Origin of the sequence: Labilithrix luteola, from assembly GCF_001263205.1 — a bacterium.
GTDB lineage: Bacteria > Myxococcota_A > Polyangia > Polyangiales > Polyangiaceae > Labilithrix > Labilithrix luteola.
The window spans coordinates 570243-593069 of the sequence record NZ_CP012333.1 but is presented as its reverse complement, the minus strand read 5'-3'; the positions used below and the strand labels follow the sequence as shown (position 1 = coordinate 593069).

Sequence of the window (22827 nt, the reverse complement as noted above, 5' to 3'; positions counted from 1 at the left end):
CGAGTGAGGATCCCATGCGCACTCTGAAGTTTCATTTGTTCTGGGTGACTGCCGCCAGCGTGGCCGCCTTCGCGGGTTGGACGGGATGTTCGTCCGAAGGTCCCGCGAAGTTCGGTGAGGACACGAAGGATTTCGGAGAATCGGACGCTGCGCCCGAGGTTGGCTGCACTGGCCTGGCGTGCTCGCCTGACCTGCGTTCGATCGTCGACTGCGAAGGCAAGACCATCCGAACGTGCAGTGACGACAACGCATGCGCGAACGGTGATTGCGTTCCCCCATGCGCGGCGGCGGCAGCCAACGAAGGCTCGATGGGGTGCTCGTTCGCCGTGCCCGTGAACAACAGCATCGGCGATGGACGAGGAGGCTGCGCCGCCGTCTTCGTGGCGAACAATTGGACCTCGCCTGCGACGGTTCGTCTCGAGTTCGATGGCAAGGATCTTCCGCTCGAGGGAGCCGTCTGGGTTCCTTCGGTGGTGAATGGCGTCGTCGAGCACACGAAGCTCGAGGGGCCGATTCCTCCTGGCGGAAGCGCGGTCGTCTTCGTTTCGGCGGAAAAGACCACCGCGAACAATCGTATCGATTGCCCTGCCTTCGTGACGCCTGCGTTGAACAAGGACTACGGCGTGTTCGGCCCGGGCTTCACGAAGGTGACGCTCGCCAGCACCGACGTTCCCGTTTCCATGTATTCGATCCTTCCGTACGGCGGTGCACCGAGCGTGTTCCCGAGCGCGACGTTGCTCTTCCCGACGACGTCGTTCCGGAAGAACTACATCGCGGTGAGCTCGTGGGGCGGCCTCAGCGACACGTTCGGAATCGGAGTCCTCCCAGGGTCGTCGGGACGGGTCGGGGGCTTGACCGGGAAGCCGACACTCCAGATCGTGGCCGTCGAGAACGACACCACGGTGGCCTTCCGACCGAGCACCGATCTGGTCGGTGGCGGTGGCATCGAGCCAACATCCAGAGGTGGCATCACGAACCTCAAGCTCCAGCGCGGAGAGATGGTGCAGGTGATGCAGGTGAACGACCTCACCGGGTCGATTCTCGAGTCCGACAAACCGGTGGGGCTCTTCGGGGGCAACTCCAAGATGTTCGCTCCGCAGGACGTGTGCTGCGCCGACATCGACAACGAGCAGATTCCACCGCTCTCCGCCTGGGGGCACGAGTATGCGGTCATTCCGGCGCCCCGTCGCCCCCAGCTCGAAACACGTGGTGAGTCGAAGGAGCGCGATCCGAGCGTGGTTCGCATCGTCGGGGCCGCGGATGGCACGAAGCTCGTCTACGAACCGAGACGTCCGCCGGGCTCGCCCGACACGCTCGGTCTCGGGCAGCTCGCCGTGTTCTTCGTCGACGACCCGTTCGTCGTCCGCAGTCAGGATGCCGAGCATCCGTTCCACGTCAGCCTTGTGATGACGGGAGCCGCGGCGTCGTCTGCCGCGCAAGGCGATCCCGAAACGTCGATGACGGTCGCGACCGATCAGTGGCTCGACAGCTACGGCTTCTTTACCGACTTCAGCTATCAGCTCAGCTCGGTCTTCGTGACGCGGCGCAAAGTCGGCGGCGTGTTCCATGACGTGACGCTCGACTGCGCAGGCGCTCTCACGGGATGGACGCCGATCTCCGACGAGTTCGAGTGGACGTTCGTGGAGCTCACGCGTCACGGCGAGCCGCAGAAGTACGATGCCGGCACCTGCACGGACGGCGCACACCGCATCACGAGCGAGGTACCGTTCGCGCTGACCGTTTGGGGGCTGGCGCCGTATTCGAGCTACGCCTATCCGGGAGGCACGGGGCTGCGACCGCGCACGAACGTCTACGTGCCGGTGCACTGAACGAGTCGAGCGTCGCTATTCGGCAGCGGCGTGGACCTCCGAGCCCGCCAGCGCAGAGCCTAGGATCCGCACGAGCTTCGAGCGCACGAACGGGTGGTTGGAGACGTCGGCGACGACGTCGAGGAGGGGCGTCTTCACCACGGCGCGAAGCGCGTGGCCTGCGAGGAACCCCGCCGTGAATCGCTTCCGATGCCTCCACGTGTACGTGCGCATGGCCTCTTCTTCGCCCACCGCGCCGGAGAGCACGCTCGCGATGGTGTCTGCCGCGTAGAGCCCGCTCTGCATCGCCTGCGAGATGCCCTCACCCGTGGCATTGTGGGTGACGCGTGCGGCCTCGCCGAGAAAGAGCGCACCGGGCGCGGTGCAGTGGGAGACCCACGTTGTGTAGGCAATCGGATGTCCTTTGAGGGGTCCGACCTGGCGCGCGTTCTTCAGACGATCGCGATAGTGGCGATCGAGGAACGTGGCGAAGACGTCGCGGACGTTCCGTTTCGTCTTCTCGCCGTTCTTGTCCTGACCCTCGATGCAGACTCCGATGTTCACGCGCGTGGCGCTCTCCGGAAATAGCCAGCCGTACAGCGGAGACACGCATTCGTCGAAGATCATCTCCGCCTGGCCGTAGACGACGTCGACGTCTTCCCACCAGCCCATGAGCGTGGAGATCGAGCGCTTCGGGCGTGGATCCATCGAGAAGATCGAATGGGCTCCGTCCGCACAGATCACGTAACGCGCGCGGCGCTCGGTGCCGTCGGCCAATCTCACGCCGACGACGCGCGTGTTCTCTCGAAGCAGCGAGATCACCTTGACGCCGCCCTGGAAGCGCGCGCCGAGCGACTCCGCGCGGCGGAGAAGCATGTCGTCGAAGTCGCGACGCAGAAGAATGACCGCGGCGGCGTTGCCGGCGAGCACCATCGATCGCCCGCCGGGCGTGACGATCTTCACGGAGAGCATGGGAACGGAGCGCCGGCGCAGCTCGTCGCCGAGGCCCAGCTCGTCGGCGAGCGCGATGGCGTTCGGCGAGAGGCCCGAGCCGCACGTCTTGTCGCGAGGGAACTCGTCGCGATCGAGAACGAGAACATCGCGAACGCCGCGTCGTGCGAGTCCGATCGCAGCGGTCGAGCCGCCGGGCCCTGCACCCACCACGATCACGTCGTTCGTGTTGCCCATCCTCGAACCTCCTTCAGGAGCTGACGCGAGGATTCTAAGGAGGCCCCGGCGTGTTCGTCATCCCCGACATTCGAGTGTTGCCCTCGATCGCACCGGCGCGGGAGACGAGCGCGCGGGCGGAACGAGTGCGGTGGTTCCGGCATCGACGAAGGAGACCTACGTGGCGTCGCATCGTGTCGTGTCGAAGCGGCATGGCAACGCGTGCACGTTGCAAGGACAGCAGCGTCGCAAAGAGCGTGTGCCGCTCGATGGCACGTCCGCGATGCCGCCGGCCACACGAGGCCAGAGATGTCAACGAACGCCCCGCGTGGGGCGCTAGCACGGCAGCGTCACCGTTAGTTTTCTATCGGCAAAATCGGAGGCTTTCGAAGACCGCCCATTTCTTTCGAGGAAACATGGCCCACGGCGCGCTCGGACAAGCACTGGTCCGGAGATGCGTTCATTCGCATTTCCTAACAGTTCGATTTCTGCAGCGCTTTCCTTCGGCAGGCGTCATGGTAGCCACGAGGTGTCGGCACGACACCTGCGTCGGGAACGCACTCCATGATGACCGGACCGCGTGGCGATCGAACGAGAGGGCGAGCGACGGAGCGCGAGACAGGGCTAGTCGCACGGGCCGCACGGGCTACGCGAGTCACGCGTTGGCTCGCTTTCGCTGCCGGCGTCGCCATCTTGCTCCAAGCCTCGTGTGCGAAGTCCCTGCAAGACAATGTCGACGAGGGCAGGTTGATCCCCGCCGACGGTGGCGCGGCGAATACGGGCTGCATCGACACCGCGTGCCCAGCGCCGCTCGCCACGTGCTCGGCGAAGGTGCCCTGCAGCATCAATCTCGACGAAGACGTCGACCACTGCGGTGCGTGTGGCAACCGCTGTCCCTCGCGTTCGGACAACGCTTCGTACATCTGCAGCCAAGGGCAGTGTCGCCTCGTCTGTTCCGAGTTGCATGCGGATTGCAATCATTTGGCAGACGATGGTTGCGAGACAGTCCTCGTCGACGACCCGGCCAATTGCGGTGCGTGCGGGAACGCCTGCAAGGATGGTGAAGTCTGCTGGAAGGCCGCGTGCGGGTGTCCGAAGGGGTTCACGCAGTGCGGGGACACGTGTGTCAACACGTCCTCGGATCAGAAAAACTGCGGAGCTTGCGGAAGTGTCTGCTCCGCGCCGGATCGCGACGACCCGCGATGGACATGCGGGCCCGGTTTCTCGCCGCCCAACACCGCGTGGCTATGTGGCGGCTCCTCGTGCAACCTCGCCTGCAAACCTCACTTCGCTGATTGCAATCAATTGTTCTGTGGCGACGGCTGCGAGGTCGATTTGCAGACCGATCCGGCCAACTGCGGTGCTTGCGGCAATGCATGTTCCGCTGGCCAGGATTGCGTCGCTGGCGTCTGCCTCTGTCCCCCGCAACTCACGAAGTGCGGTCTGTCGGTGTTCCTGAGCACTCCGTCGTGCGTCGATCTGAATTCGGACGTCGAGAACTGCGGAGCGTGCGGACATCAATGTCCAGGAATCGATTCGAGGTCGGGCAGTCCAGGTTGTCAGGACGGCGTGTGCACGTACGTGTGCGCTCCTGGCTTCGCCGACTGCAACGGTAGGGCCATCGACGGCTGCGAGGTCGACCTCATGAGAGATCAGAAGCACTGCGGATCCTGCAAGACGTCGTGTGACGTCGCCGCGGGTCAACCCTGCATCAGCGGGCAATGCCAGACCAAGCCATGCGAAACTCCCGTCGTCCACTGAACGTCGCAAACCTTCACGGGATCGGCCTCGCCCTCGGGCTTGCCGCCGCCACGTCGTGGCTGGCGACGACGAGCGGCTGCGCAGCGGGCGATGAGCAGATCGCCGACGTCGACAGCGGAGCGCCCGTGGAGCCGGAGCCCCAAGGCTCGTTTTCGGAAGCCGGAGCCGAGGCCGCCGGGTTTCCGTACTCCGACGAATGCACCGAGGAGACGAAGCAGATCTACGTCCTCGCAGCGGACAAGGGGCTCTACCGCTTCTACCCCGAGACGTTGAAGTTCGTGCTGGTCGGCATGGTCGGCTGTCCGACGACGAGCAGTACGTTCTCGATGGCCGTCGACCGTCGCGGCACGGCCTGGGTCGAGTTCCAGGATGGCCGCCTCTTCATCGTCGACACGCGCGACGCGAGGTGCCTGCCGACGGCATTCCCGCCGGGGCGAAAGGGCTTCGAGACGTTCGGCATGGGCTACGCGCTGAACGCCCCGGACTCCACCGAAGAGACCTTGTTCGTCGCGGGCGACGCCCTCGCCGCGCTCGACACCAACACGTTTGCATTCGACGTGAAGGGCTCGCTCTCGTTCAGTCGCAACGAGCTCACGAGCATCGGTGCCGATCTCTACGGGTTCAGTCCGTTCTCGGGCGCGATCACCGGATACGACAAGACGACGGGCGCGCCCAAGGTCACCTATCGCACCACGGCCCTCGGCGAGCGTGTGGCCTTTGCCTTCACGCAGTGGGCCGGCGACTTCTGGATCTTCACGGGTGAGAACACGTCGACCGTCACCCGCTACACGCCGGCCACGGATACGTCGACCGTCGCCGTGCAGAATGCGGGCATCCTCATCGTCGGCGCTGGCACATCGACGTGCGCTCCGACGACGCCCGTGAAGTGAGCTCTCGGCAGCGTTCAGCGGATACCGAAGCGAGCCATCTTGTTGAGCAGCCCCTGACGGGACAAGCCGAGGCGCTCGGCGGCGTGGCTCTTGTTACCCGCCGTCTCCGCGAGGGCACGTAGAATCTCCCGTCGTTCGAGCCGCTGGACCTTTTCCTCGAGCGATCCGCCCTCGTCGTCGTCATGCTCGGTGGCGCCTTCCAGCGGGGTGGCCGTGCCCTGGACGTCGGGCGACAGATCGTCGCGCAGGATCTCTTCGCGCCCCCCCGCCAGCACGAGTGCGCGCTGCATCTCGTTGCGCAGCTCGCGGAGGTTTCCCGGCCAAGGATATTGCTCGATGCAGCGGCGTGCCTCGGGCGAAAGGCGAGGAGCACCGGCGCCGGGCACGAGCGCGCGTGCCTGATTGAGAAAGTGCTGGGAGAGTACAAGGAGGTCTTCGGAGCGCTCGGCGAGGCGCGGAAGCGCGATTTCGATGCCCCGAATTCGCCAATACAGGTCGTCACGAAAGGCCTTCGACGCAATGAGCTCTGGTAGCGGACGATGCGTCGCGGAGACCACGCGCACGTCGACCGTCACGGGTTTGCTCGCGCCGACCGGCAAGATCTCCTGGGCCTCGAGCGCGCGCAGGAGCTTCACCTGGAGGTCGGTTGCGAGGTCGCCGATCTCGTCGAGAAACAGCGTGCCGCCGTTCGCTTCGACGAAGAGGCCCTTCGCGTCGGACGTGGCGCCGGTGAACGCGCCCTTCTTGTGACCGAACAGCGTGGACTCGAGGAGGCTCGGGGTGATCGCGCCGCAGTTCACCGCGACGAAGGGCTCACGCGCGCGGCGACTGCTCGCGTGGACGAGCCGCGCGAAGACTTCCTTTCCCGTACCCGATTCCCCGGTGAGGAGGACGGGAACGTCCGTCTTGGCGGCACGCACCGCGAGATCTTTGGCCGCGACGAAGGCCGGCGATCGGCCGAGCGCTCCGCCCGCCTCCGTGGGGACGGCCGTCTCGAGATCACGCACGCGATCTTCGAGGACGAGCCGTGCATGAGCCCGAGCGAGCACGGCCGAGAGCACGTCGGGGTCGACCGGCTTGGCGAGAAAGTCGTAGGCACCACGACGGACGAGGGAGAGCGATAGCGCCGTATCTCCCGTGCCGGAGACGACGACCACCTTGGCCTGCGGGCATGCACCGAGCATTCGACCGAGCAGCTCGGCGCCTGCTTCCGGCGTGCCCGAGGGAGGAAGCATGAGATCGAGCACGACCAGCCGAGGTCGCGCGCGTTCGAATGCCGTCAGGGCTTCGGGCGCGGTTCCGGCTTCGAGGACGTCGAAGCCGTCGGAGGCGAGAATTCGCTTCCACGCGCGACGAAAGCCCGCGTCGTCGTCGACGATCAGCACTGTCTCGCGGTTCTTCATCGGTTCCTTTCGAATCGAGGAAACGTGACGACGAAGCGGGCGCCGCCGTCCTGCGGTCGTTCGTGGCGCAGCGTTCCGCCATGGCGCTCGACGAGTCGCGCTGTGATGGCGAGGCCGAGACCCGTGCCGGGGTGCTTGGCGTCCCGGCCGCGGCCCGTGGTGAAGGCCGTGAAGAGACGCGGTTCGATCTCGGCGGGAACCCCGGGGCCATCGTCTTCGACCACGATGGCGTGGGCGTCGGGCGACGTTTCGATCGTCACAGTCACGGAGCCGCCGGGACGTTCCGACGTGGCGATGAGAGCGTTCGAAACGAGATTGGCCACGACATCGGAGATGGCATCCGCGTCGGCCTCGGCGTCGACGCGTGGTTCGTCGTCGCTCGCTCTCCGAAGGGAGAGTCGTCGTTCGCTCTCTCCCAGCGCGAGCAGTGCGCGCTTGCCTCCTCGCTCGACCGCTTCGCGTAGGTCGATGACGGCGGGCTCGAGCGGACGCGGCTTGGCGTAGCGCAGGAGATCATCCATGAATCGGCGCGCCCGTCCGACTTCGTTTCGGATCGCTTCGATCGATTCCGCGCTGGCGCCTTCGCGCTCGAGCAGCTTGGCCTCGGCCAGCACCACGCCAAGCGGATTTCGAATCTCGTGCGCAACGGCGCTAGCCATGCGCCCGAGCTCGGCAAGGCGCTCGGCATGATCGGCCCGCGCTTCCTCCGTTTCGATGGCGACGGAGAGCTCACGCGCGGCGATCGGACGTCGAAAGAGAGCCACCGCCGCCCGATCGACGAGCGCCTGACGCAGCGGATCGAGGGGCAGGGCAAGCACGAAGAGCACGAGGACGAGCAGCGGCGACGCGGCCTCGGCGCCAGGGGCGAGGCGAGGCAAGAGGGCATACATCGCGGCCAGAGCGAACGCCGTGAGGGCGGCCGTTCCGAGCCCCAGCACGAACGACTGCACGATCATCGCGCGTACACGCGGCGGCTCGGCCTGGTGAACGGCCACGGCCGATGCGACGACCGATACGAAGAGAGGTGCCGTCGCGAAGCCGAGCGGCGCGAGGCCGGTCACGTACAGCGCAATGGCGCATGCGCCACCGAGGGCTGCAAACAGATTCGCCGTGAAGAGCGCTCCGCGAAGCAGCCGCTCGGAGGCCGGTGCCCTTCGAATCATCGACAGGTGCCAGAGCTGCATCGAGCCCGAACCGAGCGCGCACACGGCGCCGAGCGGCCAGAAGACAGGGCCTGCCCCGCGTGCGCCCGGCCCGTAGAGCAATCTCGGGGCGGCGAGGCCGAGGAGCGCGACGGCGAAGGCGGCGGCCCAGGTGATCCGTACGAGGCGCTTCGAACCACCGGAGAGCGTGGACGCGGCCTGGACGAACGCGCCCGCGAGCAGCATGCCGAACGGAAGAAGGCGCTCGGCGAGGGCGTCGTGGGTGCCGGTTTGCAGGAGCAGCAGACCGGTTACCCAGGCGCCGAGCAGGATCGACGGAAGTGCCAGCACCCGCGCGGGGCCGCGACCCATACGAAGGGCGGAGAACCCCACGGCGAGGGTCGACGCCCACAGCGACAGCAGCGCGTACGTCGAAGGGGCCAAGCGATCACGAATTAGCACGAGACCGGGGAGGTCGTGAAATGCTCGGGGCGGCGGCCCTCGCGTCCGAGCACGTGCGGGCGTTCCTCCGCGAAGAAGCGTCGTGCGAGTCGCCGGAAGCTCGCCTCGGTGTAGCGCTGGAACGCGGGCCGGAACACCCATCGGTCGAAGAGCCGTCCGAACAGGCCCCAGCGGGGCTCGTAGGTGTACGAGGTCGACATCTCCACGCGCCCGTCTCCGAGGTCGGTGTAGAGCCAGAGCCCCACGCCCTTTTCGATGAGCGAACGCGGGTCACTCGAGCCGAATTCGAACGTCGATTGGCGCATCGGCTTGTGGAGCTTGTAACGCCCGTAGCCGCGAATGGTCATGCCGAGCAGCGTCTTTTCGTAGCGCATCGTCGTGCCGGTCTGGATTCGTGGGTCGGGGGTGCCGAGCTCGGTCGCGGACGCGTCGTCCGTCTCGTGATCCATCACGATGCGATCGAAGCGATGGTCCCACGTGGGGTGGAGACGGTGATCTTGTGTGACGTTCCACACGCGCTCGAGCGTTGCTGCAAGACGCACGCGAACGTGGAGAGGTGCAGCCGCGGGGCGCGTCGATTCGTGGATGAGTGCTGCTTCGAGCAGGGCACAAGCGAGCGAGCCGACGGCCATCACGGCGAGGAAGAGGCGGAGTGCGTCGGGGACGTGCGAACTGAACACGAGCTCCGACGGCTGGGCGACCCAGCCAAGCGCCGTCCGCGCGACGCCATAGAGCTCGCCGCCCACGAGCACACTCAGAATCATGTGAATCAGGTATTCGGGGCCAGAGATGCCGCCTTGGGAGGCGCGGCTCTCGGGCTCGACGAGAATGTCACTGACACCGACGACGACGTCGACCGCGAAGAGGGCCGCGAGCGCCCACACCCAGCGACCGTGGAACTCCACGTTCGGTACGACCACGAACTGGATCGCGTACACGAAGCCGCGAAGGACGTGAATCCACACCTCGGTTCGGCATTCCGCGCGGGCGACGAGGCGTCCTTTCCAGCTGTGGAAGTACGCGATGTCGAACGCTCCGAGCAGGCCGACGAGGAGAAGGAGAACGGACGGACCGAGCATGGCGCCCCTCGATTGCAACCTCGGGGCCGTGCGCAACGAGGGCTATTTTCGAGGGCGATCGCGCCGTGCTGTCCAAGGCGTGGACAAGTTCGGTGAGCCGACTGCCAACGGCGTGGACAGTCCTCGATGGTTCGTACGCAAGAAAGCGCGTTGGGCGGCGATGGCACGAGCCCCGCAATCGGGCGGCCATGCGACGCTCGCTCGTCTTCCTCCACGCTGCCCATGCCGTCGTTCCGTTCGCCTTGCTCGTGACGACCGACGCGTGGCTCGTGCGCGGCGTAGCCGGCGCGCTCCTCTTCGTCTCGGTCTTCGCCTTCGCGCACGACGCCATGCATCGCGTGCTCGGTCTGCCTCGCTGGCTCAATGAGCTCGCACTCACGCTCGGCGCGGTGCTGATGGGCATGAGCGGCTCGGCCGCGCGCGTCCTCCATCTCGTTCACCATGCGCGTCCGGGCGCGCCGGACGACGTCGAGGGCCGCGCGCTCCGCGTTTCATGGCTGAGCGCGGCGCTGGCTTCGCCGGCGTCCTACCTCGCCCTGCCGTTCGTCGCGTTCGCGCGCTCTCGTGCTGGGCTGCGAAGGCGGCAGCTCGTGGAGTGGGCGCTCGTGGTCGCGTTCTTGGCGACGTCGCTTCGCATGGGGGGAGCCCCGAGAGCGTATGCCCTGATATGCATTCTCGCGCAGAGCACGGTTCCGCTCTGGGCCGGGCGCCTGCCGCATCGAGCGCCGGCCCACCTGCTCGCGTTCGCCAGGCGGTTGACCTGGACGCGCTCGCCGCTCGTTCTCTCCTTCGTGTTCCACGACGAGCATCACGCGCGCGCGAATGGTTCGGTCTTCGACCTCGGCGCCTCAGCCTCGTGATCGTGCGCACGTGTTTCGCATCGTGGGACGTCACGAGGAACCACGCATGAAAGCGCTTCAGTACAGGTCGATCGGAGCCAAGCCGGAGGTCGTCGAGATTCCCAAGCCCGCACCGAAAGCGGGCGAGGTCTTGCTGAAGGTGACCGCCGCCGGCGTCTGCCATTCGGACGAGTTCATCATGAGCTTGCCGAAGGAGAAGTACGTCTACGGCTTGCCGTTGACCCTCGGCCACGAAGGCGCCGGTGTCGTGGCCGAGCTCGGAGCGGGCGTGACGGGCGTGTCCGTCGGTGAATCCGTGGCCGTCTACGGCCCGTGGGGATGTGGGCTTTGCCACAACTGCGCGCAGGGCATGGAGAACTACTGCCTTCGTGCGCAGGAGCTGAAGATCATGCCTCCTGGACTCGGCTCGCCGGGGGCCATGGCGGAATACATGATCGTCGACTCGTCGCGGCATCTCGTTCCGCTTCGTGATCTCGATCCGGTGAAGAACGTGTCGCTCACCGACGCCGGGCTCACGCCGTACCACGCCATCAAGACGTCGCTGCCGAAGCTCGTGCCCGGAAGCACATCGGTCGTCATCGGCGCGGGTGGTTTGGGGCACGTCGGCATTCAGCTCGTTCGGGCGCTGAGCTCTTCGACCATCGTGGCCCTCGACGTCAACGAAGAGAAGCTCGCCCTCGCCCGCGAGGTCGGGGCCGACCACGCGCTCCTCTCCAACGATGCTGCCGTAGGCGCGATTCGTGACCTCACGGGCGGTCGTGGTGCCAATGCGGTCTTCGACTTCGTCGGCGCTCCCCCGACCACGAAGCTCGCCGCCAAGGTTGCCGGCGTCCTTGCGGACATCCGCATCGTCGGCATCGGAGGTGGAAGCGTCCCCGTCGGATTCTTCGATCTCGCGTACGAAGTGAGCGTGTCGTCCCCGTACTGGGGAACGCGCAGCGAGCTCATCGAGGTGCTCGAGCTCGCCCGGAAGGGCGCCGTGAAAGTCGAAATCGAGACGTACAGCCTCGACGATGCGCCCCGCGCTTACGAGCGCCTCCACGAAGGCAAGATCCGCGGCCGCGCCGTCATCGTGCCGTAGAGTCGATGCCTTGCTCGAACGACTTCGCGTGTATGCGAAGGTCCGACGTGGGAAGGTCTTTACGGTTCTGCGCGTAGTCTCGCCACGCGTCGCAGCATGGCGCCCGTGGAATCGTTCGTGCCCGGCGTGAAATCGGCGTCACCGCTTGAATAAACGCGCGCCGATCACGTGTATCGTGAATATCCTCCGGGAACGAAAAGCGCAGCCAGGAGCGAGAGAAGGATGGCAAGCACCAAGCAGACGGTCGACCTCCCGAAGCTCATCGAGCAACTCGACAAGGCCACGGGCGATGGGCGCATGGACAAGGTGCGCAAGATGCTCAAGGCGGATCGCTTCCAGCTCTTCAGCGAAGTGACCGACGGGCACGTCACGGGCGTGGTCAAAAGCCAGACGGACGCTTCGCTCTTCTACGCGTGCAAGATCAGCGACCAGGGAGCATTCATGTGCTGCACGCAGAACTTGAACGTCTGCGGCGGCCTCCGTGGCAAGCCATGCAAGCATCTCCTCGTTCTTCTCGTCGGCCTCGCGCAAGCGGGCGCGGCCGACGCCGACGTGCTCTCGAAGTGGGCCAAGTCTGCAGCCGGAAAGAAGCCGGCACTCGACAAGGACGCGATGAGCGCCACGTTCGTCAAATACAAGGGCGCCGAGGCGGGAGAGATCGATTGGCGGCCGACAGAGACGATCCCCGAGGATTATTACGCGCTCTGAGCGGTTCTGAGGTTCGATGAGCGCGCAGCTCGAGGAGGTCGGACGGACCGCGGACGCGATTCGGTCCGATATCGAAACGGCATTCGTTCGAGGATTGGCCACGTCGAGCAAGGGCGACCGCCGCGGTCTCGAAGCACGAACGGAAGAGTGGGAGCGTGTCGGCGCGCATCACGTGGCGACGCGGTTGCGAGCGGCTTTGCGCGCGGCCGATGCCGACACGAAGGATGCCGCGACCAAGTTCTTGTCGGCGTACACGAGCCTGCACGCATTCGAACGGGTGCTCAGCCTGGAGGCCGCGCGCGGCGCGTGGGCCACCTACCGAGCGTCACGTGACGACGACGAGGACCAGGAGCCCACGAAGAAGGAGCCACCGGCAGAGAGCCCCGCCGCGCTTCCGCCTCCGCTCGAGGATCCGAAAGGGGCCGTGGAGCTTCTCGGTGAGCTCACCAAGCTCGTCGAAGACCTCGTGCGAACCGGCCTGACGAGCGCGAGTCAGGCCACGCGTACGCGGCTCGATCACGCGTTCAAGGAAGCTTCACGTCGCAAGCTCCTGCGCCTCGGCGCGTCGCTTCGTTACGTGAACGAGGAGATCGGTCGCTTCCTGGCCGACGACGGCACGTTCGCCGCGCGGCGGTACTCCTTCTTCCTCCATCGTTCGTGGCTTCTCGCCAAGGGCACCCACTTCGCGATTGGCAAGAAAGACGCGCGCCTCGTCGGCTCGTTGACTCTCGGCGTGGCCTCGGCGCCGAAGCCGGTCGGCGCACTCGAGGTGGTCACGCTCGGAGTGCAGAAGCGCGCAACGGCGGCGGCGTGCAGCTTCGACTTTCGCCTGCGCGTGGTGAAGTCGGCACGCGCATCGCTCGTGGGCCAGGCTCTCGTCTACAGCCTCGTGTTCGCGCGAAAGGCGGGGGTGCCCCCGGAGGCGTACCTCCATCTTCCGCAGCCGCAGAAGTTCGCGCCGAAGGTCCTGGTCGCCAAGTCGAAGGTGTCCATCACCGAAGCCGCGGTCCTCGAAGACGGGCGAGGTGGCGGCCGGCTCGTTCTCGGCCCGAAGAGCACGGTGACGGGCGGCGCCGACTACGACGCGTGGTCTTCGCACTACACGTGGGATCCCGACGGAGCCGCGGCTCGCGTCGACAAGCACGCACCATCGCCGCTCGACCTCGCCGTCGAGATGCAGGAAGAGGTCATCCTCGAGGAGTGGGCCCTCGGACCCGCGCCCGACGGAGGTCTCTTGATCCTCATCCCCGGCCTCTCCTTCAGCGTCACCTTGCCGAGTGGTGAAGAAGGGCAGCGCCTCAAAAAGACACTCGAGACGGCGGCGAAGAAGAAGAAGAACCGTCCTTCGTTGCTCGGCGCCGTTCATTACGAATTCGGGCAGCTCGTTCTTGCTCCGATATCCCTGCTTGACGCCGATGGGCCCGAGCACATTCTTTTGTCCGACGAGAACATCAATCTCTCTGCCCTGCTGGGCAGCTTGAATCTGGGTGGTTGAGAGCGATGGCCGCGAAGAAGAAGACCGACGACGTGATCGAGACGAACGACAGCCGTGAGGCGAAGGCGTCGGAGGTCCTGCGGGAGCCTGCCGAGATCAAGTACGCCGTCGAGCTCGAGGCGCTCCGCCAGAACGACGAAGGCGAAGCCCCCGCACCGTGGCTGCTCTCGCCGAGGTCCGTTCTCGCGTACGTCACCGGCACCAAGAAGCCGCTCAAGGCCACGATCGACGGCAAGACCGTCGAGGTGCCCATCACGCGGAAGTTCTTCGGCGACGACACCATTGTCGAGCGCTCGATCGTCACGCTGGCGAGCGAGCGCGCACTCTTGCTCGTGGGGGACCCGGGCACGGGCAAGAGCTGGCTCTCCGAGCATCTCGCGGCGGCCATCTGTGGCAACTCCACACTCACGATTCAGGGCACGGCCGGAACCACCGAGGAGCAGATCAAGTACTCCTGGAACATCGCGCGAATCATCGCCGAGGGGCCCAAACCGGAGAACATGATCGCGTCGCCGTGCATGATCGCGATGCGCGGTGGGAAGCTCTTCCGCTTCGAAGAGATCACACGCTGCGTGGGCGACGTCCAAGACGCGCTCGTCTCGATCTGCTCGGACAAGGCCATCGCGGTGCCCGAGCTCCCCGGCGAGAACATGGTGTTTGCGCGCCCTGGCTTCAACATCATCGCCACCGCGAACTCGCGCGACCAAGGTGTCAACGAGCTCTCGGCGGCGCTCAAGCGTCGCTTCAACTACGTGCACATCCCGGTCGTGGCCGATCAGAAGACCGAAGTCGAAATCGTTGGTACGCGCTCGGCCGAGCTTCTCGCGCGCTACCGCATTCCCGCGAAGGTCGAAAAGCCGGTTCTCGACTTGCTTGCTACGGTGTTCCGCGAGCTGCGTGAGGGCGTCACCAGCGACGGTGTGAAGGTCCAGAAGCCCACCACCACGCTCTCGACGGCCGAGGCCATTGGTGTCGCGCTCGACGCCGCCATTCACAGTCGGCATTTCGGATCGGGCATCGTCGGTCCGGCGGAGGTGGGGCGCAATCTCGTCGGCTCGGTGGTGAAGGAAGACCTCGGCGACGTGAAGGTGCTCAAGGAGTATCTCAATCTCGTCGTGAAGAAGCGTGCTGCGACCGACACCACGTGGAAGGCCTTCCACGACGCCGCCACGCAATCGCTCAAGGGCTGACGTCGGAGACAACGCGTGCCGGTCGATCGAATCGAAGAAGTCCTCACGGAAGGCGAGGGTGCGCTCTGCGGTCTCGACGTGGAGAAGATTCGGCAGAATGCCGACGCCGTTCTCCGCGAAGAGCTCTATTGGTTTCCGGTTCGGCATCACTCGCCGGCGGTCGCGCGGCATCTGCGCACCGCCATTCGCGAGCGAACGCCGGAGATCATCTTCATCGAAGGACCGTCCGACGCGTCCGAGCTCGTCACCCACATCGTCGATCCGAAGACGAAGCCGCCCGTGGCGATCTATTCGTCGTATCGCGACGACGACAACGTGCTCGGGCTCGCCGGCATCGCGAGCCCCGGGCCCGACATTCCGGCGAAGTTTGCGTCCTGGTATCCGCTTTTGCCGTATTCGCCCGAATACGTCGCCATGAAAGAAGCGGCGAAGCTCGGCGCCGAGGTGGTGTTCGTCGACTTGCCGTCGCACGCGCTCGTGCGAAGTCGTGCGGAGCGAGGGATTCCCGAGGAGGGCGCTTCCGAAGTCCCGCGCGAAGCGATCGAAGCTGCGAGCGAAGATGCCGAGCCTTCGCCCGAAGAGGCCTCGTCGACGATGCCTTCGTGGGAGACGCTCGCCGTCGAGAGCTCGCTCTACAAGGGGCTCGCGGCGGCCGCCGGCTATCGCTCGTGGGACGAATGCTGGGACGCGCTCTTCGAAGCGCCCGAACGCTTCACCGATGTCGAGTCGTTCCGGGCCGAGCTGGCCTACTTCTGCGCGGCCGTACGGGCAACCACGCCTCGCGCACAGATGGAGAACGACGGCACGTTCCTTCGTGAGTCGCACATGTTGCGGATGATCACGAAGACGCTCGGCGAGCGGAAGATTCCGGCGTCGAAGGCCATGATGGTGTGCGGAGGCTTCCACCTCTTCATGGCACGCGAGCTCGGGCCCGAGCGCGCCATTCCGAAGGGCACGGTCTACACCACGGTCACGCCCTATTCGTACGCGCGCACGAGCGACCTCACCGGTTACGGTGCGGGAAATCGCGCCCCGGCGTGGTATGCGCGTCTCTTCGAGCGCTCGCTCGAGTCACCTGCCGACGCGGCGCCGCTCGCGATGGTCGATCACATCGTGGCCGTGCTCGCCAAAGCCCGGGGCGATGGCGAGCTTCTCTCGTCGGCCGACGCCATCTCGTCGAGCCAGCACGCCCGCATGCTGGCGAGCCTTCGCGGTCGCAAGAGCCCCTCGCTCGACGACGTGCGCGACGGCCTCATCGCCTGCTGCTGCAAGGGCTCGATGGCGCAAGAGGGCCGCTATCTCGCCAAGGCGATGGTCACCGTCGAGACGGGCTCGGCGCTCGGTCGGGTCACGCCCGCGCTCGGACGTCTGCCGCTCGTCCACGACTTCTACAAGCAGGTCGACGAGCTCGAACTCGGCGATTCCATCGCCAAGGACGCGCGCACCAAGCTCACGCTCGACCTGCGAAAGCCGCTCGACGAACGGCGGTCGGTGTTCTTCCACCGCCTCGCCCAAATCGAGATTCCCTACGTCGAGCTCGTCTCCGCCGGGCAGGAGAGCACGCTGTTCCGAGAAGTGTGGCGCATCGCGTGGTCTCCCAAGGTCGATGGCGAGCTGGCCGAGAAGAATCTCCACGGTGACACCGTCGAAGCCGCCGCTCTGGCACGACTCGACGACGAGCTCGGCGCCACGGGACAGGCCGTCGACGAGATCACGGGGCGCCTGCTCAAGGCGTCGAAGATGGACCTGCCAGGCATGGTGCAGCGGCTCCAGCAGGTGGCTGGTGAAGCCGTCGATTCGGATGCACGCCTCGCGCCGCTCGCCCGCGCGCTGACCGATCTCGTCCTGCTCGAGGCGCACACCAAGAGGCGCGGTCTCTCCACGGACGTCGTCGCCGAGCTCGTGGATCGTTGCTTCGGTCGAGCCTGCTTTGCCATGCCCGACGCGGCGAACGCCCCTCCCGAGGAGCATGGCGATGTAGTGTCCGCCATTCGCAGCTTGTCCGAAGTCCTCCTTGGCGAGCGCGGGGAATCGTTCGATCGAGAGCTCTTCGTCGAGAATGCCAAATCGGCATTTCTGTATTCGGAAGCGCCGTTTCTGCGCGGTGCGCTTTCGGGGGTATTGACCGAGCTTCGCATCCAGACCACCGCGGAACTTGCCGCGCAAGTGGCGGCCTTCGCCAAGGCTCGGCCCGAGGTACTCGTGACATGTGGCGAGTTCCTCACCGGCGTTCTGCAGACGAGCCGCACGGCCGTCATGCTCGGTGCCGACGCCATCGTCGCCGCCATCGACGAGCTCCTCAAGGCTGCCGCGTGGGAGCAGTTCCTCACGTTGCTCCCGCAGACGCGCGGTGCCTTCGAAGGAATGCATGATCGCGTTCGCGTGTCGCTCGCCGATCGCGTGGCCGTTCGCTACGGGCTCCGAGCCGAAGAAGGCGACACGATCGCGCGCCTCGAGACGACGGTGGAAGCGGCTCAGCAGCTCGTGATGCTCGATACGCGCGTGGCCGAAATGATGAAGAGCTGGGAGTTCTGAAATGACGGCACGAAGCCTCGCCGAACTGAGCGACGACGAACGCGCGCTCGTGAGCCGCTGGCGCCTCGTCCTCGGCAAAGACGCCGAGCGCAGCGGCGTGTGCCTCTCGCCTGGTGCGGGCGGCGAGAACTCCGAAGGTACCGAGGAGGCCCTCGGCTTTCTCTTCGACGACGACCGCGGTGCCGGAAGCGAGAGCTCGCAGCTCACCGTTCCTTCGTGGATCGACACGGTCAGCGAGCTGTTTCCACGTCAGGCCAAGGAAGTGCTCGAGCGCGAGCTGGTGAAGCGGAAAGGCATTCACCAGATTCTCGACCAGCCCGATCTCCTCGAGCGCATCGAGCCGAACGTCGAGCTCGTCAAAACGCTGCTTACCCACAAAGACCTGCTCACCCCGAAGACGCGCGTTCTCGCGCGCAAGGTGATCGACAAGGTCGTCCAGGAGCTGAAACGCAAGCTGGAGGTCCGTGTCGAACAGGCCATCACCGGCGCGCTGCGAAAAGACCGGCACTCGCCGCGACGGGTGTTCCGCAACGTCGATCTCAAGACCACGCTGCGGCGCAATCTGAAGAACTGGAATCAGGAGCGCGAAAAGCTCTTCGTCGACAAGGTCTGGTTCTACGCCGCGGAGAAGAACAAGCGGCCGTGGCACGTCATCGTGTGTGTCGACCAATCGGGCTCGATGCTCGAGTCGGCTATTTTCTCGTCGATCATGGCCTCGATCTTCGCCGAGCTCCCCGGCGTGAAGACGTCGCTCGTGCTCTTCGACACCCAGGTCGTCGACCTCTCGAACCAAGTCGGCGAGCCCGTCGACGTGCTCCTCAGCGTCCAGCTCGGCGGCGGCACCGACATCACGCGCGCCCTCGAGTACTGCAGCACGATCGTCCGCGAGCCCGCGCGCACGATCCTGGTCCTCATCACCGACTTCTACGAAGGGCGCCCCGAAGCCGATCTCGTCCGGGTGGTGACGAACCTCGCCGACGCCAACGTGCGCATGGTCGGTCTCGGCGCCCTCGGCTACGACGCCCAACCCCAATACAACCGCCAGACCGCCGGCAAGCTGCGCAAAGTCGGAATGGATATCCTCGTCTGCACTCCCGAAAAGCTCGCCGACTGCATGGGCAAGATCATCCGCGGCTGACGCTGCTGCAAAGGGATTGATCGGCTACGTTGCATACCCGAGGAGTTGGGCGGCGAGCTCGCTCGGGTGAGAGAGGGCGGCGAGGTGGCCGCCCGGGACGAGCTCGACGGTCTTGCCGAGGCGCTCCTTGGCGATGCGCGCTTGGAATTCGGCGGGGAAGAAGCGGTCGTCTCTGCCCGTCACCACGTGAATCGGGATTTGCGGCCACGCGAAGCGGCACGGTTGGCCGAAGGCGATCGGTGCTTCGTTGCGTGCGTGCGCTTCGAGGCCTTTGGCCACGTCGGGCGGAACGTCGTGGAGGAAGTACGTCGCGAGATCGAAGTCGGTCCGATAGCCGTGCGCCTTGGCGGCCGCGACGCGCGCTTCTTCGGATTTCGTATTCCCCCACCATGCCCCGGCCGTCTCGCCCGGGGTCGGAATCATGGCATTCGAGAACACGAGCGCTCGGATGGTGAGCTTCTCGCAGACGAGAGGGGCGGTGAATCCGCCCATCGATTGAGCGACGAGGACCACGTCCTTGCGCGCGCCGATCGCGGAGACCGTACGTTCGGCGTAGACGTCGAGGCCCGCGTTCGGGTCGTCGCCGGGAAAGTCGACCGCGATCGCTTCGTGGCCCGCTTCCTCGAGCAGCGGCACCACGCGATGCCAATACCATGCTTCGCCACCGGCGCCCGGGAGGAGAACGAACGTGCTCATGGGCGCACTGTAGGGCGAAACGAGCGCGGCGTGGTTCAGGACCGACCTGCTGTGGGCGCGAAGCGACGCCGGTATTCACCGAGAGAGAGACCCATGAGCTTCTGGAAGACTTGCCGGAAGCCGCCGACGTCCTCGTAGCCCACGCGGTGTGCGATCTCGTCGATGGTGGCGTTCGAGAGCTCGAGCATTTCGCGCGCCTTCACGACGCGGAGGTGCTGGACGTATTCGGTCGGCTTCATCCCCGTGGCCTTGTGGAAGCGACGGAGGAACGTGCGCTCACCGAGGGCCGCATGGCGGGCCATCGCCGGCAACGTTACCTTGGTCGAGAACTTCGTTTGCAGCCAATGCTGCACCTTGAGCACCTGGGCGTCGCCGTGGGTGAGCGATGGCGCGAAGGTGCTGTAGAAGCGTTGCTCGCGTCCGCCGGGGTCGACCAGGAAGTACCGCGCGGTGTCGAGCAAGACGGTGGGCCCGGCAAGGCGTCCGACGAGCCTGAGGCCCAGGTCGACCCAGGCCATGATGCCGCCGGCGGTGATGATGTCGCCGTCGTCGACGAGGAGCTTGTCGGTATCGAGCGCGACGTCCGGAAAACGCCCAGCGAACTGCTCCTTGAGTGCCCAGTGCGTGGTGGCAGGTCGTCCCGCGAGGAGCCCCGTTTCGGCCAGCAAGAAGGAGCCGACACACACCGAGCAGAGGAGCGTGCCCTCCTCGTGGCGAGCCGTCATCCACGCAGCGAGCTTGTCGACGTCGTCGATCTGTCGATAACCGTCGAGACTCGGTGGAACGATCAGCGCCGTGAGAGGCGCGTCCGACTTGCGACGCTTCTCATTCCCACGCAGCACGACGGTTTCGATGCGTGTTGCTCCCTCGCGCCCGGCCTGCCGTCGATTGGCAACCTCGAAGAGATCGACGAGCCCGTACACGGTGGCTTGCTGAGCTCCGGGATACGAGAGGATGCCGATCGTGTGGACCGGGGGCTTGGAAGCCATATGTCAGTTTTGGCATGAACTATGGCGGGATCGCCACTGGGAAGGCGACGAGCTGCGCTCTAGGTTGCTCCTTGTCGGAGGTTCCCATGAGCAAAGTCCTCGTCGTGATCGATGTCCAAAACGACTATTTTCCGGAGGGGAAGTTCCCTCTCTGGGCTGCGGACCAGGCCCTCGAGAAGGTCGAGCGTGCGATGGCGCAGGCGAACGAGCGCGGCATTCCTGTCGTGCTCGTCCAGCACGTCGCCGATACCAGTGCGGGCCCGGCACCGTTCTTCAATCCCGGAACGCCCGGCGTCGAGCTTCATCCTCGGATCCGTGCGGCCGCGCCGTCGGCACCCGTGGTGGTGAAAGCCTTCGCCGACGCCTTCGTAAAGACCGACCTCGAGGCCGTGCTCGCCGAGCTGGGCGCCACCGAGCTCCTGCTGACCGGGATGATGACGCACAACTGCGTCACGCACACGGCCATCTCGAAGTCGGCCGAGAAGTACGATGTGACGATCCTGCCCGACTGCTGCACGACCGTGAGCGAGATCATGCACAAGATTGCGCTCGCCGCCGTCGCGACGCGCGTGCGCCTCGCGCCATCGAACGAAGTTCTCTGATCCGCGCGCCTGTCGTTACTTGACGATCGGGGCTTTGACGTCGTTGAGCGGGCGGATGCCCATGCCACCGGCGTAGCCATAGCTCGCGCAGTAGCCGACGCCCCAGACGGTGACCGAGAACGTGCCGGGGCTCGTGGCTTCGTGGCGGCCGTAACCGCACGTGCTCGAGCCGTAGGACACACCTGCGCCGCCGCGCGTGAGCTGCACCCAGGCGTACTCGTATTCACCGCTGGTGCCGAGCGGCCGGAAGTCGGTGATGTCGCCGACGCAGTCGAGCTTCACGGGCTGGAATCCCGTAGCCGTCTTGCGACGCACGACCGTCAGGTTGGTCTGCGGGAACGTGTAATCGGTGAAGAACACATAGCGATCGAGGAATTGATCCGACGGGACGATATTGACGAAGTCAGGGTCTCCGTCGTGATTCGTGACCAGGATGGCGCCGGTCATGTAGACCGCGGCGTAGAACGCGTGGGCCGCGTCCTGGCTCTTCACGGTGACCATCTGGTCTGTCGTGAAGGTGGCCACCTGGCCGGCCTCGAGCTTCTCGGGCGCGCCGAGCGGTCGGGCAGGGTCGTACGTCAGCTTCGTGCCGTTCGCAGCGCCGACGAGCCGGTAGGGGACTTGCTCGCGCACGTCCGTGTAGTTCGTCGTCGGGTCCATGTCCGTGCGAGGACGGTACGGCACGAGTGCATATTCGTGCCCCCACGAAGAGATCGGGGGAATCTGCTGCTGCGTGCAGTCGGCGGCCTGGGCGTCGGAGGGGATGTAGGTCGACTCGGAGCCACCGAACACGGCGATCGGTTTCGTTGCCTTGATCGGGCTTCCGGTGATCTCTTCGGGCTGGTTGATCTGCAGCACCTGACCACGCGAGAGCTTCCAGGTCTGGGTCACGCCCTTGGCCGTGCCGGTCACGCCCGTGCCGTCCGACATGTCGACGACCGGCTTCATGGAGACCTCGGTGTCGTCTTCGGAGGCGACGATCTGGAGCATCGGATAGCCGATGCGGGGCGTCGACCACGAGTTGATCGCGTAATAGTCCGTGCCCCACGACGACACCGGCAAGAGCAAGGTGGCCGTCGGGAAGTGCGAATTCGCACCGCCGTATGGATAAATCGAATAAGCGCTGACCGGCGCGTTCGTCGACAGCTTGAACGCCTTCGTGATCGTCGTGCGGTGATCGATTGGATCCACCTTCATCGCCGGCTCGACTTCGGCGGGGCACGCCGAATACGAGTGCATCACGTTCGGTGGCGTCATGTCGGGCCCGTTCGCGAGGAAGACCACCGCGACCTTGCCGGGGGGCAGCGTTCCGTCGACGAGCGTGTAGGTGATCTTGTCGCCGACCTTGTCGACGTAATACGTGGACTTCGAGATATCGAGCGCTTCACCGCCGAATTCGGCATTCAGCCTGACGTCTTGATCCCACGTATTGGCGATGAATGCGGCAAAGCAGGAGCCCTTGCTTCCGCCGGTGTCGTTGTCGGCAGGGAGCGTGTAGAAGTTGCAGCCTGCCGAGCCCTTCGAGATCTCGGCTGCCGCGCAGGCCTCGACGCAGTTGCCGTCGGCGCAGCCTTCGTCGGGCTTGCACGTCTTGATGACCGTGTTGCCGCACGTCGAGATCACGCTCTTCAGGTCGGGGGAGCAGCGCACCTGACAGAGCTCGCCGCCCTCGGGCGCGCCGCTGTCGTTCGGAGCGATGACCTTCTTGTCGTCTTCTGCGAAGCCGCGATCGCTGCTGCTGCACGCGGCCGCGAGACTCGAGGCGACGCCGGCAGCGAAGAGGAGACAAAGAGCGTGTCTTGCGTTCATCGAAATACTGCC

The 22827-nt window shown here is 65.7% G+C and carries 18 protein-coding genes; 11 read left to right on the top strand and 7 right to left on the bottom strand.

The window, feature by feature from the left end:
* Positions 1-14: 14 nt before the first annotated feature.
* Positions 15-1829: an IgGFc-binding protein gene (locus AKJ09_RS02765; protein WP_146645626.1), complete on the top strand. Its 1815-nt coding sequence runs from the start codon at positions 15-17 to the stop codon at positions 1827-1829.
* 15 nt (positions 1830-1844) lie between these two features.
* Here the strand turns inward: AKJ09_RS02765 and AKJ09_RS02760 are convergent, their stop codons facing one another.
* Positions 1845-2996: an NAD(P)/FAD-dependent oxidoreductase gene (locus AKJ09_RS02760; RefSeq protein ID WP_146645625.1), complete on the bottom strand. Its 1152-nt coding sequence runs from the start codon at positions 2994-2996 to the stop codon at positions 1845-1847.
* 726 nt (positions 2997-3722) lie between these two features.
* Between AKJ09_RS02760 and AKJ09_RS02755 the strand changes: the two genes are divergently transcribed.
* A complete protein-coding gene (locus AKJ09_RS02755) occupies positions 3723-4736 on the top strand; it encodes a hypothetical protein (RefSeq protein WP_169927197.1) in 1014 nt (337 codons plus the stop codon).
* The gene (locus tag AKJ09_RS02750) at positions 4712-5626 is read left to right on the top strand and encodes a hypothetical protein (RefSeq protein ID WP_146645623.1); all 915 of its coding nucleotides are present in this window, start codon (positions 4712-4714) and stop codon (positions 5624-5626) included. Before AKJ09_RS02755 ends, AKJ09_RS02750 begins: the two co-directional genes overlap by 25 nt.
* 14 nt (positions 5627-5640) lie before the next feature.
* Here AKJ09_RS02750 and AKJ09_RS02745 read toward each other — a convergent pair whose 3' ends face one another.
* Genes AKJ09_RS02745 through AKJ09_RS02735 form a run of 3 tightly spaced genes read right to left on the bottom strand, consistent with a single transcriptional unit; the run spans position 5641 to position 9712 of the window.
* Entirely contained in the window at positions 5641-7029 is a 1389-nt protein-coding gene (locus AKJ09_RS02745; protein WP_146645622.1) for a sigma-54-dependent transcriptional regulator, read from the bottom strand.
* Positions 7026-8615: a sensor histidine kinase gene (locus AKJ09_RS02740; protein WP_146645621.1), complete on the bottom strand. Its 1590-nt coding sequence runs from the start codon at positions 8613-8615 to the stop codon at positions 7026-7028. Before AKJ09_RS02740 ends, AKJ09_RS02745 begins: the two co-directional genes overlap by 4 nt.
* A gap of 11 nt (positions 8616-8626) precedes the next feature.
* Entirely contained in the window at positions 8627-9712 is a 1086-nt protein-coding gene (locus AKJ09_RS02735; RefSeq protein ID WP_146645620.1) for an SRPBCC family protein, read from the bottom strand.
* Between the two features lie 188 nt (positions 9713-9900).
* Between AKJ09_RS02735 and AKJ09_RS02730 the strand changes: the two genes are divergently transcribed.
* From AKJ09_RS02730 to AKJ09_RS02700, 7 genes are all read left to right on the top strand, one after another.
* Complete coding sequence (locus AKJ09_RS02730) at positions 9901-10572, top strand: fatty acid desaturase (protein WP_146645619.1); 672 nt, start codon at positions 9901-9903, stop codon at positions 10570-10572.
* A 46-nt stretch (positions 10573-10618) separates the two neighbouring features.
* Positions 10619-11653 (top strand): NAD(P)-dependent alcohol dehydrogenase, encoded by a 1035-nt coding sequence (locus tag AKJ09_RS02725; protein ID WP_146645618.1) that lies wholly within the window; start codon positions 10619-10621, stop codon positions 11651-11653.
* A gap of 222 nt (positions 11654-11875) precedes the next feature.
* Positions 11876-12361, top strand: coding sequence for a hypothetical protein (locus AKJ09_RS02720; RefSeq protein ID WP_146645617.1), 486 nt, complete (start codon positions 11876-11878; stop codon positions 12359-12361).
* Between the two features lie 16 nt (positions 12362-12377).
* Positions 12378-13856 (top strand): hypothetical protein, encoded by a 1479-nt coding sequence (locus AKJ09_RS02715; RefSeq protein ID WP_146645616.1) that lies wholly within the window; start codon positions 12378-12380, stop codon positions 13854-13856.
* A 5-nt stretch (positions 13857-13861) separates the two neighbouring features.
* Positions 13862-15046: an ATP-binding protein gene (locus AKJ09_RS02710; RefSeq protein WP_146645615.1), complete on the top strand. Its 1185-nt coding sequence runs from the start codon at positions 13862-13864 to the stop codon at positions 15044-15046.
* Between the two features lie 15 nt (positions 15047-15061).
* Positions 15062-17581: a DUF5682 family protein gene (locus tag AKJ09_RS02705; protein WP_146645614.1), complete on the top strand. Its 2520-nt coding sequence runs from the start codon at positions 15062-15064 to the stop codon at positions 17579-17581.
* Position 17582: 1 nt separating this feature from the next.
* Positions 17583-18719, top strand: coding sequence for a VWA domain-containing protein (locus AKJ09_RS02700; protein WP_146645613.1), 1137 nt, complete (start codon positions 17583-17585; stop codon positions 18717-18719).
* A gap of 24 nt (positions 18720-18743) precedes the next feature.
* Here AKJ09_RS02700 and AKJ09_RS02695 read toward each other — a convergent pair whose 3' ends face one another.
* Both AKJ09_RS02695 and AKJ09_RS02690 read right to left on the bottom strand, forming a co-directional pair.
* Positions 18744-19415 carry an alpha/beta fold hydrolase gene (locus AKJ09_RS02695; protein ID WP_146645612.1) on the bottom strand — a complete coding sequence of 224 codons (672 nt, stop codon included), beginning with the start codon at positions 19413-19415 and terminating at the stop codon, positions 18744-18746.
* Between the two features lie 35 nt (positions 19416-19450).
* Positions 19451-20404 (bottom strand): GlxA family transcriptional regulator, encoded by a 954-nt coding sequence (locus AKJ09_RS02690; protein ID WP_146645611.1) that lies wholly within the window; start codon positions 20402-20404, stop codon positions 19451-19453.
* A gap of 86 nt (positions 20405-20490) precedes the next feature.
* Between AKJ09_RS02690 and AKJ09_RS02685 the strand changes: the two genes are divergently transcribed.
* Positions 20491-21006, top strand: a complete 516-nt coding sequence (locus AKJ09_RS02685; RefSeq protein WP_146645610.1) for a cysteine hydrolase family protein — start codon at positions 20491-20493, stop codon at positions 21004-21006.
* 15 nt (positions 21007-21021) lie between these two features.
* Here the strand turns inward: AKJ09_RS02685 and AKJ09_RS02680 are convergent, their stop codons facing one another.
* Positions 21022-22815, bottom strand: a complete 1794-nt coding sequence (locus AKJ09_RS02680) for an IgGFc-binding protein (protein WP_146645609.1) — start codon at positions 22813-22815, stop codon at positions 21022-21024.
* Between the last annotated feature and the right edge of the window lie 12 nt (positions 22816-22827).

Coding starts and splice junctions, on each gene's coding strand:
- AKJ09_RS02765 (WP_146645626.1), top strand. CDS start 15: ATGCGCACTCTGAAGTTTCATTTGTTCTGGGTGACTGCCGCCAGCGTG.
- AKJ09_RS02760 (WP_146645625.1), bottom strand. CDS start 2,996: ATGGGCAACACGAACGACGTGATCGTGGTGGGTGCAGGGCCCGGCGGC.
- AKJ09_RS02750 (WP_146645623.1), top strand. CDS start 4,712: ATGCGAAACTCCCGTCGTCCACTGAACGTCGCAAACCTTCACGGGATC.
- AKJ09_RS02745 (WP_146645622.1), bottom strand. CDS start 7,029: ATGAAGAACCGCGAGACAGTGCTGATCGTCGACGACGACGCGGGCTTT.
- AKJ09_RS02735 (WP_146645620.1), bottom strand. CDS start 9,712: ATGCTCGGTCCGTCCGTTCTCCTTCTCCTCGTCGGCCTGCTCGGAGCG.
- AKJ09_RS02730 (WP_146645619.1), top strand. CDS start 9,901: ATGCGACGCTCGCTCGTCTTCCTCCACGCTGCCCATGCCGTCGTTCCG.
- AKJ09_RS02725 (WP_146645618.1), top strand. CDS start 10,619: ATGAAAGCGCTTCAGTACAGGTCGATCGGAGCCAAGCCGGAGGTCGTC.
- AKJ09_RS02720 (WP_146645617.1), top strand. CDS start 11,876: ATGGCAAGCACCAAGCAGACGGTCGACCTCCCGAAGCTCATCGAGCAA.
- AKJ09_RS02715 (WP_146645616.1), top strand. CDS start 12,378: ATGAGCGCGCAGCTCGAGGAGGTCGGACGGACCGCGGACGCGATTCGG.
- AKJ09_RS02710 (WP_146645615.1), top strand. CDS start 13,862: ATGGCCGCGAAGAAGAAGACCGACGACGTGATCGAGACGAACGACAGC.
- AKJ09_RS02700 (WP_146645613.1), top strand. CDS start 17,583: ATGACGGCACGAAGCCTCGCCGAACTGAGCGACGACGAACGCGCGCTC.
- AKJ09_RS02695 (WP_146645612.1), bottom strand. CDS start 19,415: ATGAGCACGTTCGTTCTCCTCCCGGGCGCCGGTGGCGAAGCATGGTAT.
- AKJ09_RS02690 (WP_146645611.1), bottom strand. CDS start 20,404: ATGGCTTCCAAGCCCCCGGTCCACACGATCGGCATCCTCTCGTATCCC.
- AKJ09_RS02685 (WP_146645610.1), top strand. CDS start 20,491: ATGAGCAAAGTCCTCGTCGTGATCGATGTCCAAAACGACTATTTTCCG.
- AKJ09_RS02680 (WP_146645609.1), bottom strand. CDS start 22,815: ATGAACGCAAGACACGCTCTTTGTCTCCTCTTCGCTGCCGGCGTCGCC.